Source organism: Petralouisia sp., assembly GCF_056822245.1.
This window is the reverse complement of sequence record NZ_JBQIOP010000022.1, coordinates 39,138-53,373: the sequence shown is the minus strand read 5'-3', so window position 1 is coordinate 53,373 and position 14,236 is coordinate 39,138. Positions and strand designations below refer to the sequence as shown.

Sequence of the window (14,236 nt, the reverse complement as noted above, 5' to 3'; positions counted from 1 at the left end):
GCTTACCCCAACAAACTTCCAATCTGGTAGGTCAGCACAGCTGCAAGCCAGGCAAGAACCATCTGGAATATCAGCATCTTTAATGTAAACTTCACAGAGCCTGTTTCTTTCTTAATGGTTCCGATGGTTGCTGCGCAGGGAACGTACAAAAGGCAGAAAATCATCATGCTGTAGGCATTCAGAGGGCCGAAGCCAACTTCTGCAAGCCGTCCCAGCAGCGCTGTCATTCCTGATGCGGAATTCACATTGCTGATTCCAAACAGCACGCAAAAGCTGCTGACCACCACTTCCTTGGCAGAAATACCGGATATCAAAGCCACTCCAATCTGCCACATGCCCAGTCCCGCCGGAGCAAGAATCGGCTCCATCCAATGGCCCAAAATTGCGCCAAAACTTTCGGAAACTTCCGTTACCATGCCGTGGATACCGAAATTCAAAAGAAACCAGATAATAATGGAGGCAATGAAAATCGTAGTACCCGCTTTCGTCAGATACCCTTTCACTTTCTCCCAGACATAAATGGCAATGGTTCTGGCATTGGGCGTTTTATATTCCGGCAGTTCAATTAAAAGGGTATGATGAGACCGGTGGGTTTCCACACGATGAATCATCAATGCAGCGATAATTGCCACCGCCATTCCGATAAAATACATGGAAAGGGCTGCAAACATCGCGTATTTTCCGAAAAACATATCCGCAAACAGCACATAAATGGGAAGCCTTGCGGAACAGGACATAAAAGGCGTGATGAGTATCGTACGCCTTCGGTCGGATTCTTTCTCCAATGCCCTTGTGGCCATTACCGCAGGAACAGTGCAGCCGAATCCCAGAACCATAGGCAGAAACGCCTTGCCGGACAGGCCTAAATGCCCCATCAGTCCATCCATCACATAGGCCACCCTTGCCATATAGCCGCTGTCCTCCAACATGGCAAGAGCCAGAAACAGGATAAAAATATTTGGAAGGAAGGTCAGGATTCCTCCAACTCCCGCCAGAATGCCGTCCACCACCAGGGAAATCATCCAGTCAGCCACATGAATGCTCTCCATCAAATGCAAAACGCCATTGGCCGCCGTATCCAGAATCACTTCAAACCCGCCCTTTAACGCATCTCCCACGAAAAAGGTCAGAAAGAAAACCACCGCCATAATTCCGAAGAAAATCGGCATTCCCCAGATGGGATGGGTCAGTATTTCATCAACCCTGTCGGTAAATGCGGCTTTCTCTGATTTATAAAATAAAGTATCCTCCAGCACTTCTTCTATGTAGTCGTATTTCTGATTGATAATGTCTTTTTCATAACTTCTGTCCAGCACCTCTGGCAGCTCCAGAGGATACAGCTCTTCAATCTCCGAATCCCGCTCCAACAGCTTCAATGCATACCAGCGGGGATTTTCCAGTATCTGGTATTTCTGTTTTAATTCCGGCTCCAGCAGGCGGATCTTCTCTTCTATCATCGGCTGATAGGTGACAATTTCCGGCCGGTGCTTTTCTTCATAATGATGCACCACTGCATGAAGCAGCACATCCAGTCCGTTTCTTTTCCTTGCCGAAACAGGCACCACCGGAATTCCCCCCAGCATTTCCGGCAGGCGGTGCAGATCAATTTCCATCCCCCGCTCTTCTACAATGTCCATCATGTTCAATGCCAGAATAACCGGCTTTCCCAGTTCCAGCAGCTGCATGGTCAGATACAGATTCCGTTCCAGGGCAGAGGCGTCTACCACATTTACAATCACGTCCACCTCATGCTTCATAATGCACCGCCGGGAGACCTTCTCCTCAATGGAATAAGACGTCAGGCTGTAAATCCCCGGCAAATCAATTAATTTCAGCTTCTGCCCCTTATAACTCGTCTCTCCTTCCACTTTTTCCACGGTAACTCCGGGCCAGTTAGCCACCTTCAGGTTCGCACCGGTATATGCATTAAACAATGTGGTTTTTCCGCAATTGGGGTTTCCCACAAATCCAACTCTAATTACTTCCATCTGACATTTCCTCCTCTGCCGGCTGAACCAGAATTCCCACTGCAATGTCTCTTCCGATTGCCCAGCGGGTTCCCCGCGCCTTGATAATCACTGTGCCGTTCCGTTTCCGGTTCATCAGCAGCAGCCTGGTGCCGCTGTTAATGCCCAGGGATTCCAGGCGGCGCATAATATTCTCTTCCATGGAAATGTCTGTCACTGTGTACGCACAATGGATGGTACCGTCCAGTATTGTCATATTGTAAACCTCGATTCTCTTCTTCTATCACTACAGATAGTACCACAAATGATAATGATTATCAATAGTAAAATACCATAAGAATGATTTCTGTTTGTGTTCCGCTGCATTTTTTACCGAAATATATAAAAAATATTACAGGGTAACGCAAAAGAGACTGCCGCAAATAGCTTCTATATACAAAATATGGCATTCAGAACTCAAAGTTCTCATCCATATTTTGTATATAGCTGCAGTTTGCAACAGCCCCTTCTAATCTCTTATATGTTATTATTGTGTACAAATACGGCCAAATCCTTAATCACTGATCAGTCTTGTGACGCAGATTGGGGAACGGTAAAAGGCATTGGAAATCTTAATTCCCGTCCGGGCAGAGCTTGCATGCACTACCTGTCCGTTGCCGATGTACATTGCCACATGGTTGATACCGCCGCCGTTTCCGTAGAAGAACAGGTCTCCCGGTTTCGCTTCATTGGGGTTGATTCTTGTCCCATATCCAGACTGCGCACTGGAGGAATGAGGCAGATAAATGCCGTATTTCTCATAAATCTTCATGGTAAACCCGGAACAGTCCACACCGTTGGTAAGGCTTGTACCGCCCCAGACATACCGGTTTCCTACAAACTGACACGCATACTGAACCATGTCTACGCGGACATCAGAAATACCTTCTCCATAGCGGATCTCCGTCATGGTCATCGCCTTGGGAAGCTGTTCGGAAAGCTCTACAAACTCTCTTGCCACATAGCATTCGTCGCCGTCCACATCTACCTTCAGCCAGTCGCCCTGATCCTCTATCATCTGGAGTTCTTCTCCTTCTGCAATCATCGTCCAGATGGAACAGTCTGTATTGGGTTCTACTCTTGCATTCAAAGTCTGTGTCGCAGAAGTTGCAACAATGGACTTCACTTCATCTGCACGGGCCGCTGCTTCCTGGCCTGTCAGCAGATATTCGCCCTTCACATATCCGGTTACCTTACCGGACTGAATCTGAAACCATTCTCCCTCCTGGGATAAGATTTCGCACCCGGCGTCCACCGGCAGCTTACCCACCAGATCATACTCTTCTCCGGCGCCCTCCCGAATATTCAAATGATTCTCCACCTGGGCAATTCCCAGATTCGTGTAACCGCACACAGTAGCCGGAGCCGCAGGCTCTTCAGCCGCCCCGTCTGTTTCCGCCGTAAGACTCTGGCTTAACATGGCTGTGACTCCCGCCTCCATGTTCCCGGCTGCCTTCACCGGCATCTGAACTGCCCCAAATACAACTGCTCCTGTCATACATGCTGCAATTACTCTTCTGAACTCACTTTTCTTCATCTTGACCTCCCAGACAATTCTGTATCTTCTATTTTCCTGTGTTATCTGCTTTTTACTAAAATAAATACATGTTTACTAGTATGTGTAAATTATATCAACCGAAAATTACATTGTCAAGGAGGCCGTAATATTTATGTAATATTTGTACAATCTTCACAGTTCTTATCTGGACTTTCCCTTCTGAAAATAGCAGTTATCTACAAAACAGCGCTCCGCTCCTCCGGATCGTTATCAAGAATGGAAAATGCAATATTGGTGGCATGATCCGCCACACGCTCCAATCCGGTTACCATATCCGTAAAAACAATGCCGGACATGGGAGAACATTTCCCTTTTGACATCCGTTTCACATGATTCTGATGCAGTTCCCGCTCCATATGATCAATGTCATCCTCCAGCGCCAGAATATCCGGAAGGTTCTTTTCATCCAGCGTCACAAACATCTCCATGGCCTTTTCCAGAATTATCATGGTTTTGTGATGCATTTCCTGAATCTCCTTTGTGCCTTTTTTAGTAAAATCCAGATTTTCCTCCTGGCATTTCACTGCAAAATCTGCGAAATTTTCTGCGTGATCTCCGATTCGTTCAATGTCGCTTACCACATGAAACAGGCCGCCGATCCGGTTTGCATCCACCACCGGAAGCTGCAGCTGGTTGATTTTTACCAGATAATCCGTCAGCTTATGGCTTAAGAAATCAATCTGCTTCTCTGTCTCATAGACTCTGGAAATTTTCTCCTTGTCTCCTTCAAAAAACGCTTCCATGGAAAGCTTCAGATTTTCGCTTGCCAGCGTGGCCATCCGCTCGATTTCCTGGGTAGTTTCCACCACTGCAGTAGATGGGGAGAAAATATTCTGCTTTCCAATATAGAGAAGCTGGTATCCTTCGCTCTGGGCGTCCTCCCCGGGTATCAGCTTTCTGGTCAGCGCAACAAACTGGGCTGACAGCGGCAGGAACATCAGGGTCTGGAATATCTTAAACAAAGAATCTGCGTTAGCCACGCACCGTCCCACATCAGAGCCGGAAATACGTAAAATAAAGTTTTCAAAATACTCCATTCCAAAGGCCAGAAGAATTCCGATAATCACCATGCCGAATACATTGAACATCACATGGATCAGAGCCGCGCGCTTGGCGTCTTTCTTGGCGTCCAGACTGGCCAGTACTGCCGGCGTACAGGAACCGATATTACAGCCCAGCACCACATAAAAGCAGACGGAAAGATCCACCAGTCCCTGGCTTGCCATCAGCAGAAGGATACTTACAGTCACGGAAGAGCTCTGGACAACAACGGTTATGGCGGTTCCGAGAAGTATTCCAAGGAACGGATTGTCAAGGCTTCCCAGAATATTCAGCACATTCTGGTATTCACGCAGGCCGGACATAGCATCCTTCATCATGCTGATGCCCATAAATAATGCGCCGAATCCCAGAATTACCTCTCCCACTTTCTTCACCATGGGCCGTTTTCCAAACATCATAAATACGGCTCCCACAAACAGAATCAGCGGCGCAATCCCTGTCAGGTTAAATGCTACAAGCTGGGATGTAATCGTTGTACCGATGTTGGCGCCGAAAATAATGCCTACTGACTGGGCCAGCGTCATAATCCCGGTATTTACAAAACTGACTACCATAACGGTAGTGGCTCCCGATGACTGAATAATCGCAGTAAACAATGCGCCGAACAAAACAGCAATGATCTTATTCTTCGTCATCGCCTCTAAGATTGTCCTGAGCTTTGCTCCCGCTGCTTTCTGCAAACCCTGGCTCATAAAACTCATTCCGAATAAAAATAAACCAAGGCCCCCAAGCAATGTTAATATCAATTCCATGCTGTTCTCCCTTTATTCCTGCGGGGCTGTGGCATTAAGAAATGCAATTACAAGATATGGTATTATTTCTATTTGCAAAATGTTGTATCTTGTGTGTTTACTTCTTAATGGGACGGCCCCATTCTTTTCTCTGGTATTAAAATAGTTCTTCCAAACGGAAACCCCTGATTCATCTGTGCAGTCAGGATTTCCGTCCGGCGCGAAAATAATCCTTCCCAAACTGAATATCCTGATTCATCTGTGCAGTCAGCGCTTCCAGATTCGGGAATTTACGCTCCTCCCTCACCCGGGTCAGAAAACTTATCTTTACCTCTTCTCCGTACATTTCTTCTGAAACGTCAAAAAGATGGGTTTCCACCCCTGTGGGGTTCTCCCCTTCAATGGTAGGTTTGCAGCCCACATTGGTAATGCCCGGATACTGCTTCCCCTGCCTTTGCGTCAGCGTCACATATACTCCGAACGGCGGCAGCAGCTTGTCCCTGGGCGGCAGCAGATTGATGGTTGGAATTCCAAGGACTGCTTTGCCAAGCTTTTTCCCGTGAAGGACTGTGCCTTCCACGAAAAATTCATACCCCAAAAGCTCATTTGCCTTTTCCATATGCCCTGCGGCAATTTCTTCCCGCACAAAGGTACTGCTGATATCCCTGCCCTTCTCCTGCATTTTATCCACCACTTTGACTTCATATCCGTAAACTTCTGCAAATTGCTGCAGCAGGCGGTAATCTCCCCGGCGGTTATGGCCGAACCGGAAATCCGTTCCCACCACCATATATTTCACATTGAGCTGAAGGGCTATCTTCTCAATAAAAGTCTCCGGCTCCATACACATAATTTCCCTGGTAAAGGGGCACTCAATCAGATAGTCAATTCCGATGCTTTCAAAAAGCTTCATCTTTTCCTGATTGGTGGTGAGCACCTGGGCCGGAACATTGGAAAACTGTCCCCGGGGCGGTATGTCAAAGGTAAAAATCACCGCTTTTAACTCTGTTCTCTCTTTTTTCTTCTCTGCCATGTACTCCATCAGCAGCTCATGTCCCCGGTGCAGCCCGTCAAATTTTCCCAAAGACAGCACCGTCGGTTCCTTAATTTCAAAGGTGATACTCTGCTTTATGTATTCCATTTTTCTGTCCTACCTTAAAATTTTAACCGGCCTGATATCCTTTCGGCTTTCCTCCCACTGATAAATTCCGGTAAATACCCCGCATTCATCATAAACCCTGAAAATCGTTTCCTGATATTCCGGTTTCCATGCCGTCATCCACTGGGGCTTTAAAGGATTTCCGTTAAGCAGCAGCTTGCGAAACTCCGGTTTTACGGAAACCTCCGGATACTGCCGGAAAACGTAATCTGTATGCTTTACCAGTTCCGGCAAATCTTCTTCTGTTAATTCCTGCTGAAAGCTGCCGGTATTTTCCGGCTGAATCCGGCCGCCGTCTTTCTCTTCCGGCTGAACCTGGCTGCCGGCTCTCTCTTCCGGCTGAATCCGGCCGCTGGCTTTCTCTTCCGGCTGAACCTGGCTGCCGGCTCTCTCTTCCGGCTGAACCCGGCCGCCGGCCCTGACAGAGTGAACCAGTTCTTCAATCTCTCCCAGCTTTCTGGCATCTTCCAGTACAAAGCCCGCCGCTCTGGTGCGGAGCAAGGATTCCATACATCCGCCGCAGCCCAAGGCTTCTCCGATGTCATGGCACAGCGTCCGGATGTAGGTGCCTTTGGAACAGTGGACTTCCATGCGCACCCTCGGCAATGACAGCTCCAGAATACGGATAGAAAATATCGTCACAGTTTTGGGCTTTCTCTCCACCTCAATTCCCGCCCTTGCCAGATCACAGAGCTTCTTACCGTTGACTTTCAATGCGGAATACATGGGCGGAAGCTGATCGTATTCACCAACAAATGACAAAATGGCCTTTTCTGCCTCCTCCTGGGAGCAGGTTACGGGACGCCTGGACTGAACGGTTCCTGTGGTATCCTGGGTATCTGTGGCAGTTCCAAGTAAAAGCTGCGCTTCATATACCTTGTCTTTTTCTGTCAGCATATCGCAGACCCTGGTTGCTTTTCCCAGGCAGACCGGAAGCACCCCTTCCGCTTCAGGGTCCAGTGTTCCGGTATGGCCGATTTTCTTCTGTCTCAAGATTCCCCTCAGCTTTGCCACCACGTCGTGGGAGGTAAATCCTTTTTCCTTGTACACATTGATTATTCCATTAATCATTCATAGACTCCTGCCCCCTGGGCGTCTCTGCAAAGGGCTGCAATAATCTCTTCGGAGCTGCCCTCCATGGTGGCTCCGGCCGCCCTTTCATGACCGCCGCCCTGATATTTCATGGCCAGTTCAGCCACATTGACTTTTCCGTTGGAACGCAGGCTGACTTTCCAGGACTTGTCTGCATTCTCGTAGAGAAAAATGGCCAGTTCCACATCCTTGGTCACCCGAAGCTGACTGACAATTCCTTCCAGATGCTTCGGCAATACCTGATACCGCTCCATTTCCTCTCTGGTAACTGCCGACGCAATTACCCTGCCGTCTAAAAAGAGGCTGCTGTTTAACAATGCCTGGCCCAGTATTTTATTCTGGGCAAAAGTCTTTGTATAGAAGGTGTCATCTACAATTTTACTGAAATTGATGCCCTTTTCCATTAAAACTCCGGCCGCATTCATGGTTTTTGCAGAGGTGCAGGAATACTGGAACACTCCGGTATCGTGCACCATGCCCACGTAAATGCATTCTGCAATTTCTTTTGTAATCTTCTCTTTCTCTATCAGTTCAAAAATCAGCTCCGACGTAGAGCTTGCCTGGGGAAAAATATAATTTTCATCTGCAAAGCTGTCGTTGCTCACATGATGGTCGATGCAGATGGTTTTTTTCGCCGTGTTAAAATACCTGACAGCGTCTCCCAGGCGGCCGGCGTCTCCGCAGTCCTGCACAATACAGAGATCATATACCTGATCGCTTTCACAGCTGTTGTGAATCTTATCTGCATGGGCTAAAAATTTAAAAATATTCGGAATAGGCTCCAGATAGACATCTGCCTGAATCTCCGGAAACCAGGCGGTAATGTAATTATACGTTGCCAGACAGGAGCCTGTGCAGTCGCCGTCCGGCCTTACATGGCCGGCAATGGCAACTGTTTTCACCTGTGCCAGCTCAGATGCTAAATCTTTCATACTCAACGCTCTCCCTGTCTGTTTACATCGTCAATCAGTTTTGACATATTGACGCCGTATTCAATGGACTGATCCAGTACAAAACGAATCTCCGGCGTATTTCTTAGATTGATATTTCTGGCAAGCTTGCTGCGGATATATCCTTCCGCGCTTTTTAAACCTGCCAGTGTGGATTCCTGGGATTCTTCGTCCCCAAACACGCTGATATAGGCTTTGCAGCTCTTTAAATCCGGCGCTACCTCCACGGCCACAACAGAAGTCATGGGATTGATCCGCGGATCTTTGATTTCCCCGCGGATAATATTGCTCAGCTCCCTTAACACTTCTTCATTGACTCTTGTATTCTTAATGCTGTTTTTCCTCATATTCTGCCTTTCTGTCTTAACGCGGCACTTCTTCCATAATATAGGACTCTACAATGTCCAGTTCCTGAATATCGCTGAATCCTTCGAATACCAGTCCGCATTCATATCCCGCTCTTACTTCTTTCACATCATCCTTGAATCGCTTTAAGGATGCCAAATCTCCTTCAAAAATCTGTTCTCCCTCTCTGGAAATGCGGACCTTGCATCCTCTCTGGAACACGCCGTCCAAAATATAAGAGCCTGCAATATTTCCTACTCCGGAAGATTTAAATATCTGGCGCACCTCCGCATGGCCCAGAACCTTCTCCTCAAATACCGGATCAAGCATTCCTTTCATTGCCGCCTGTACGTCTTCAATGGCATTGTAGATGACTTTATACAGACGCATGTCTACGCCTTCCCGTTCTGCGGTAGCCTTGGCGGTGGCATCCGGGCGCACGTTAAATCCAATGATAATCGCATTGGAAGCGGAAGCCAGGCTTACGTCGGACTCATTGATGGCTCCCACGCCGCCGTGGATGACTTTTACCACCACTTCTTCATTGGACAATTTCATCAGACTTTGTTTTACCGCTTCCACAGAACCCTGTACGTCTGCTTTTACAATAATCGGCAGCTCCTTGATGTTTCCGGACTGGATCTGGGAGAAGAGATCATCCAGCGACATTCTGGATTTGGTATCCTCAAGCATCTTCTCGCGGCCTTCGGAAATAAAGGTTTCCGCAAAACTCTTGGCCTCTTTCTCTGAATCTGTACATACAAAGATTTCCCCGGCATTGGGCACATTATTCAAGCCTAATATTTCCACCGGCGTGGAGGGGCCTGCTTCTTTCACCCTTCTGCCTTTATCGTCAATCATGGCTCTCACTTTACCATAGCAGCTTCCGCAGGCAACGGGCTGGCCGACTTTCAACGTACCTTTCTGCACTAAAATCGTAGCTACGGAGCCCCGGCCCTTATCAAGCTGGGCTTCAATCACAAGTCCTCTTGCGTTTCGTTTCGGATTTGCCTTCAGCTCACTGATTTCCGCTGTCAGAAGTATCATTTCCAACAGGTTGTCGATTCCTTCATGGGAATGGGCGGATACCGGTACAAAAATCGTGCTTCCGCCCCAGTCCTCCGGAATCAGCTCATATTCTGCAAGCTCCTGTTTCACCCGTTCAATATTGGCGCTGGGCTTATCAATCTTGTTGATTGCCACAATAATTTCCACTCCTGCCGCTTTGGCATGGCTGATGGCCTCTACGGTCTGAGGCATTACGCCGTCGTCTGCCGCCACCACAAGAATTGCAATATCCGTTGCGTTTGCGCCCCGCATACGCATGGCGGTAAATGCCTCATGGCCCGGGGTATCCAGGAATGTGATTTTCTCCCCGTTGCATTCCACCATATAAGCGCCGATATGCTGGGTAATTCCGCCTGCTTCCCGATCGATGACATGAGTATCTCTGATAGCGTCCAGCAGAGACGTTTTTCCATGGTCTACGTGACCCATCACGCAGACTACCGGCGGACGTTTTACCTGAACGGATACATCCTCTTCTTCTTCCTTCAGAAGCTCTGCGATTACATCCACTTTTTCTTCCTGCTCGCAGATGCAGTTATATTCCAATGCAATTTCTTCGGCTGTGGCAAAATCTATTTCGCTGTTGACGGTCACCATGGTTCCCTGTAAAAACAGCTTTTTGATAATCACAGACGCCTGAATTTTCATCCGGTCAGCCAGTTCTTTGAGGGTCATTTTATCCGGAATGGTAATGGTTTTTATCGTTTCTTCTTCCTTCTGCTGCGGTTTGGGCTGCTGCTGCGGTTTCTTTCCTCTGGTCTTTTTCTCCAGATTATCGAAACGTTCCTTTTTCTTACCCATCAGTTCTTTCTCATGACGCTGGTTATTTCCTTTGCGGCTGTCACGTTCCCGGCTTTCTTTTCCTCTGGTTTCTTCCATGGAACCGGAACTGTTGTTCTGATTCAGCTTATTAATTTCCTGTTCAAAACGGTTTTTCTGTCCGGGACGTCCATTCTGGAAAGAACGGTTATTTCTGTCTCCCTGGGGACGGCCGGTTCTGTCTCCCTGAGGACGGTTGTTTCTGTCTCCCTGAGGACGGCTGTTTCTGTCTCCCTGGGGACGGTTATTCCTGTCTCCCTGGGGACGGTTATTTCTGTCTCCCTGGAAACGGTTGTTTCTGTCTCCCTGGGGACGGTTATTCCTGTCTCCCTGGGGACGGTTATTTCTTTCATTCCGATCATTTCTGTCATTCCGATCGTTCCTGTCATTTCTGTCTCCCTGGGGCCTTGACTGACGGTCTTCCTGGGGTTTAAAAGCTCTGTCCTGCCTTGGCTGACGGTCTCCCTGAGGACGGTTATTCTGCCTGTCTCCCTGAGGACGGCCGGTTCTGTCTCCCTGGGGACGGTTATTCCTGTCTCCCTGGGGACGGTTATTTCTTTCATTTCGATCATTTCTGTCATTCCGATCATTTCTGTCTCCCTGGGGCCTTGACTGGCGTCTCGGAGCTGTTTTGCTGTTCTGGGGATTATAAACCGCCGTAATACTGGATTTTTTCCTGGGGCGTTCCACTTCTTCTTTTCCGTCCTCTGAAGCCTTTCCTGCTTCTGTCTTATTCCCTTTTGCCTGCTGTGATTCAGCTTTGGCTGTTACTGCCTTTTCCGGCTCTGTTTTTGCTGTCTGCGCTGTTTCTGTTTTGATTGATTCTGTTTTCACTGGTTCCTCTTTACTCTTTCCAAAAGACTGTCCCGCAGATTCCGGCTGGGGCTTTCTGTTTTCGCTTTTTCCTCCGGTAAATTTTCCTCTGACCATATCGATCACGTCATCTTCTATGGCGCTGCTTGCCGTCTTTTTAATAATATTTTTTTCTTTTAAAAACTCGATTACATCTTTGGACTGTATTTTTAATTCATTTGCAATTTCATAAATCCTGACTTTTGCCATAGGTACTACCTCCGTTATTCCGTTTTGTCTGCTATTTTCAATTTCTCTATCAGGCTTTTTGCAAATCCCTCATCCAATACCGCAAGGCTTGCCCGGTACTGCTTTCCGATTGCGCGGCCCAACGTCTCTTTGGATTCATACAAATACATGGGAACCTGATAGAAGGAACACATATTGCGAAACATTTTCTTCGTATTTTCCGATGCTTCTACTGATACAATCACAAGAAATGCCCGGTGGGATTTCACTGCTTTCTCTGTAGAAAATTCTCCGCTGGCTATTTTGCCGGCTTTCATGGCCAGGCCAAGTGTGGACAGTATTCTATCTTGCTGCAATCCCTTCCATCTCCTTTGTCAGATTCTCTACAATCTCTTTGGGTATGGCTGTCTTTAAGGAACGTTCCAGTCCCTTTGCCCTGACTGCCTTTTTCAGACATTCCTCATTGGGACAAAGATACGCGCCCCTTCCGTTTTTCCTTCCGGTTGCATCCAGAAGGATTTCGTCCTCCGCTGTCCGTATAACCCGCAGCAGTTCTTTCTTGCTTTTCATTTCGCCGCAGCCTACGCACTGGCGCATAGGGATCTTCTTACTCATTTGTTCTGTCCTCATCTTCGCTGTCGGAATCATCCTCGTATACTGCATCTTCTTCGTATACAGAATTTTCTTCGTACGCTGCATCTGCTTCGTAATCCGGATTCTCTTCGAACTCCAGATCCTCTTCATACTCCTCATAGTCATTTTCATAATCCATGAAATCTCCGGCTTCTCTGGCCTGGGTTTCACTCTTAATGTCAATTTTAAAACCGGTCAGCCTTGCGGCAAGCCTTGCGTTCTGTCCTTCTTTTCCAATTGCCAGGGATAACTGATAATCCGGCACTACCACTTTGGCGGTCTTTTCTTCTGCATCTGCAATTACGGAGATTACCTTTGCAGGGCTTAATGCGTTCTCAATCAGCATGGCCGCATTGTCGCTCCAGTTAATAATGTCAATTTTTTCTCCCCGCAGCTCATTGACGATGGCATTGACCCTGGCTCCGTTTAAGCCCACGCAGGCTCCCACCGGATCTACGTCCGGGTCATTGCTCCATACTGCGATTTTCGTTCTGCTTCCGGCTTCTCTGGAAATGCTTTTGATTTCCACAATGCCGTCCTTCACTTCTGTTACCTCGGATTCAAAGAGGCGCTTTACCAATTCCGGGTGGGTTCTGGATACCAGGATTTTCGGCCCCTTAGAAGTGGATTTTACCTCCAGGATATAGAGCTTAATCCGCTCGGTGGGCTGAAACACTTCGCTCTTTACCTGTTCATTTTCACTTAAAATGGCATCTACTTTTCCCAGATTAATACTGATGTTTTTGCCCACATACCGCTGTACAATTCCGGTCACTACGTCCTTTTCCTTGCCGTAATACTGTTCAAACAGCACCTTCCGTTCTTCCTCCCGGATTTTCTGCAGAATGACGTTCTTGGCGTTCTGTGTGGCAATCCGGCCGAACTCTTTGGATTTCACTTCAACGTTTACAATGTCTCCCACTTCATATTTGGAATTGATCATTTTCGCATTGCCTGCGCTGATTTCCAATACCGGGTCCTCTACCTCTTCTACTACGGTTTTTTCTGCATATACATGGAACTCACATGTTTCCGGGTTGATATTTACCTTAATATTGTCAGATTTGCCGAAATGGTTTTTACATGCGGTAATCAAGGAATTCTCAATGGCTTCCAACAGCGTGTCTTTGCTGATGTCCTTTTCCTTTTCCAATATGGTTAACGCTTCCAATAACTCGTTGTTCATTTTTTTATCCTCCTGAAAAGTGTTCTTCTTATTTGACGCATTTTAAAAATCAAAAGCCAGGCGAATCAATGCAATATCTGTTTTTGCAAATATCATTTCCTTGTCTTCTTCCATTTCTATTGTTACCGTAGTTTCATCATATGATTTTAAGAGTCCATAAAATTCTTTTTCTTTCTCTATGGCTTTGTAAGTCCGGATTTCCACTTCTTTCCCTAAGCTTCTCTGATAATCCTTTTCCTTCTTTAAGGGCCTGCCCAGCCCTGGAGAGCTGACTTCAAAAATATAGGACTCTTCCACAAAGTCCTTTTCATCCAGCAAATCACTCATTCTTCTGCTGACCAGTTCGCAGTCGTCTACCGTGATTCCGCCTTCTTTATCAATATAAGCTCTCAGATACCAGTTTCCGCCTTCTTTCACATATTCCACGTCTACCAGTTCAAACTGGTACTCTTCTATGATTGGAAGCAGCAGTTCTTCTGTCCGCTGCTCATACATTTCTTTTCTCGACATTTACGCACCTTCTTTCTTCCTATTTTATATCAGACCCTGCCGGCTTACATAAAATTGAGAGTGGGCTTTGCCCACT

Annotated in this window: 13 protein-coding genes; all 13 read right to left on the bottom strand. The window is 47.2% G+C overall.

Annotated features, from left to right (window positions below):
• Positions 1–2: 2 nt before the first annotated feature.
• The 13 genes from feoB to rimP all read right to left on the bottom strand — a co-directional run bounded on the left by feoB (position 3) and on the right by rimP (position 14,160).
• Positions 3–1,988 (bottom strand): ferrous iron transport protein B, encoded by a 1,986-nt coding sequence (gene feoB / locus ACTO17_RS10490; protein WP_482557888.1) that lies wholly within the window; start codon positions 1,986–1,988, stop codon positions 3–5.
• On the bottom strand, positions 1,975–2,223 hold the full coding sequence (locus ACTO17_RS10485) for a FeoA family protein (protein ID WP_172537412.1): 249 nt from the start codon (positions 2,221–2,223) through the stop codon (positions 1,975–1,977). The genes feoB and ACTO17_RS10485 overlap by 14 nt, the downstream gene beginning before the upstream one ends.
• Positions 2,224–2,520: 297 nt before the next feature.
• Positions 2,521–3,543, bottom strand: coding sequence for a C40 family peptidase (locus tag ACTO17_RS10480; RefSeq protein ID WP_482557887.1), 1,023 nt, complete (start codon positions 3,541–3,543; stop codon positions 2,521–2,523).
• A 197-nt stretch (positions 3,544–3,740) separates the two neighbouring features.
• On the bottom strand, positions 3,741–5,378 hold the full coding sequence (locus ACTO17_RS10475) for a Na/Pi cotransporter family protein (protein ID WP_172537410.1): 1,638 nt from the start codon (positions 5,376–5,378) through the stop codon (positions 3,741–3,743).
• A 181-nt stretch (positions 5,379–5,559) separates the two neighbouring features.
• Positions 5,560–6,498, bottom strand: a complete 939-nt coding sequence (locus tag ACTO17_RS10470; RefSeq protein WP_172537409.1) for a bifunctional riboflavin kinase/FAD synthetase — start codon at positions 6,496–6,498, stop codon at positions 5,560–5,562.
• Between the two features lie 9 nt (positions 6,499–6,507).
• Positions 6,508–7,587 carry a tRNA pseudouridine(55) synthase TruB gene (gene truB, locus ACTO17_RS10465; RefSeq protein ID WP_482557886.1) on the bottom strand — a complete coding sequence of 360 codons (1,080 nt, stop codon included), beginning with the start codon at positions 7,585–7,587 and terminating at the stop codon, positions 6,508–6,510.
• Positions 7,584–8,540: a DHH family phosphoesterase gene (locus ACTO17_RS10460; RefSeq protein ID WP_172537407.1), complete on the bottom strand. Its 957-nt coding sequence runs from the start codon at positions 8,538–8,540 to the stop codon at positions 7,584–7,586. Before ACTO17_RS10460 ends, truB begins: the two co-directional genes overlap by 4 nt.
• A 2-nt stretch (positions 8,541–8,542) precedes the next feature.
• Positions 8,543–8,905: a 30S ribosome-binding factor RbfA gene (gene rbfA / locus ACTO17_RS10455; RefSeq protein WP_172537406.1), complete on the bottom strand. Its 363-nt coding sequence runs from the start codon at positions 8,903–8,905 to the stop codon at positions 8,543–8,545.
• A gap of 16 nt (positions 8,906–8,921) precedes the next feature.
• Positions 8,922–11,852, bottom strand: coding sequence for a translation initiation factor IF-2 (gene infB / locus ACTO17_RS10450; protein ID WP_482557885.1), 2,931 nt, complete (start codon positions 11,850–11,852; stop codon positions 8,922–8,924).
• A gap of 14 nt (positions 11,853–11,866) precedes the next feature.
• Positions 11,867–12,187: a L7Ae/L30e/S12e/Gadd45 family ribosomal protein gene (locus tag ACTO17_RS10445; RefSeq protein WP_172535331.1), complete on the bottom strand. Its 321-nt coding sequence runs from the start codon at positions 12,185–12,187 to the stop codon at positions 11,867–11,869.
• Complete coding sequence (rnpM, locus tag ACTO17_RS10440) at positions 12,174–12,446, bottom strand: RNase P modulator RnpM (protein ID WP_482557884.1); 273 nt, start codon at positions 12,444–12,446, stop codon at positions 12,174–12,176. The genes ACTO17_RS10445 and rnpM overlap by 14 nt, the downstream gene beginning before the upstream one ends.
• Entirely contained in the window at positions 12,439–13,650 is a 1,212-nt protein-coding gene (gene nusA / locus ACTO17_RS10435; RefSeq protein WP_172535329.1) for a transcription termination factor NusA, read from the bottom strand. The genes rnpM and nusA overlap by 8 nt, the downstream gene beginning before the upstream one ends.
• A 42-nt stretch (positions 13,651–13,692) precedes the next feature.
• On the bottom strand, positions 13,693–14,160 hold the full coding sequence (gene rimP, locus ACTO17_RS10430; protein ID WP_172535328.1) for a ribosome maturation factor RimP: 468 nt from the start codon (positions 14,158–14,160) through the stop codon (positions 13,693–13,695).
• Positions 14,161–14,236: the final 76 nt, after the last annotated feature.

What these genes read in the sequence shown, in the direction of transcription:
- feoB (WP_482557888.1), bottom strand. Translation starts at nt 1,988, where the DNA reads ATGGAAGTAATTAGAGTTGGATTTGTGGGAAACCCCAATTGCGGAAAA.
- ACTO17_RS10485 (WP_172537412.1), bottom strand. Translation starts at nt 2,223, where the DNA reads ATGACAATACTGGACGGTACCATCCATTGTGCGTACACAGTGACAGAC.
- ACTO17_RS10480 (WP_482557887.1), bottom strand. Translation starts at nt 3,543, where the DNA reads ATGAAGAAAAGTGAGTTCAGAAGAGTAATTGCAGCATGTATGACAGGA.
- ACTO17_RS10475 (WP_172537410.1), bottom strand. Translation starts at nt 5,378, where the DNA reads ATGGAATTGATATTAACATTGCTTGGGGGCCTTGGTTTATTTTTATTC.
- ACTO17_RS10470 (WP_172537409.1), bottom strand. Translation starts at nt 6,498, where the DNA reads ATGGAATACATAAAGCAGAGTATCACCTTTGAAATTAAGGAACCGACG.
- truB (WP_482557886.1), bottom strand. Translation starts at nt 7,587, where the DNA reads ATGATTAATGGAATAATCAATGTGTACAAGGAAAAAGGATTTACCTCC.
- ACTO17_RS10460 (WP_172537407.1), bottom strand. Translation starts at nt 8,540, where the DNA reads ATGAAAGATTTAGCATCTGAGCTGGCACAGGTGAAAACAGTTGCCATT.
- rbfA (WP_172537406.1), bottom strand. Translation starts at nt 8,905, where the DNA reads ATGAGGAAAAACAGCATTAAGAATACAAGAGTCAATGAAGAAGTGTTA.
- infB (WP_482557885.1), bottom strand. Translation starts at nt 11,852, where the DNA reads ATGGCAAAAGTCAGGATTTATGAAATTGCAAATGAATTAAAAATACAG.
- rnpM (WP_482557884.1), bottom strand. Translation starts at nt 12,446, where the DNA reads ATGAGTAAGAAGATCCCTATGCGCCAGTGCGTAGGCTGCGGCGAAATG.
- nusA (WP_172535329.1), bottom strand. Translation starts at nt 13,650, where the DNA reads ATGAACAACGAGTTATTGGAAGCGTTAACCATATTGGAAAAGGAAAAG.
- rimP (WP_172535328.1), bottom strand. Translation starts at nt 14,160, where the DNA reads ATGTCGAGAAAAGAAATGTATGAGCAGCGGACAGAAGAACTGCTGCTT.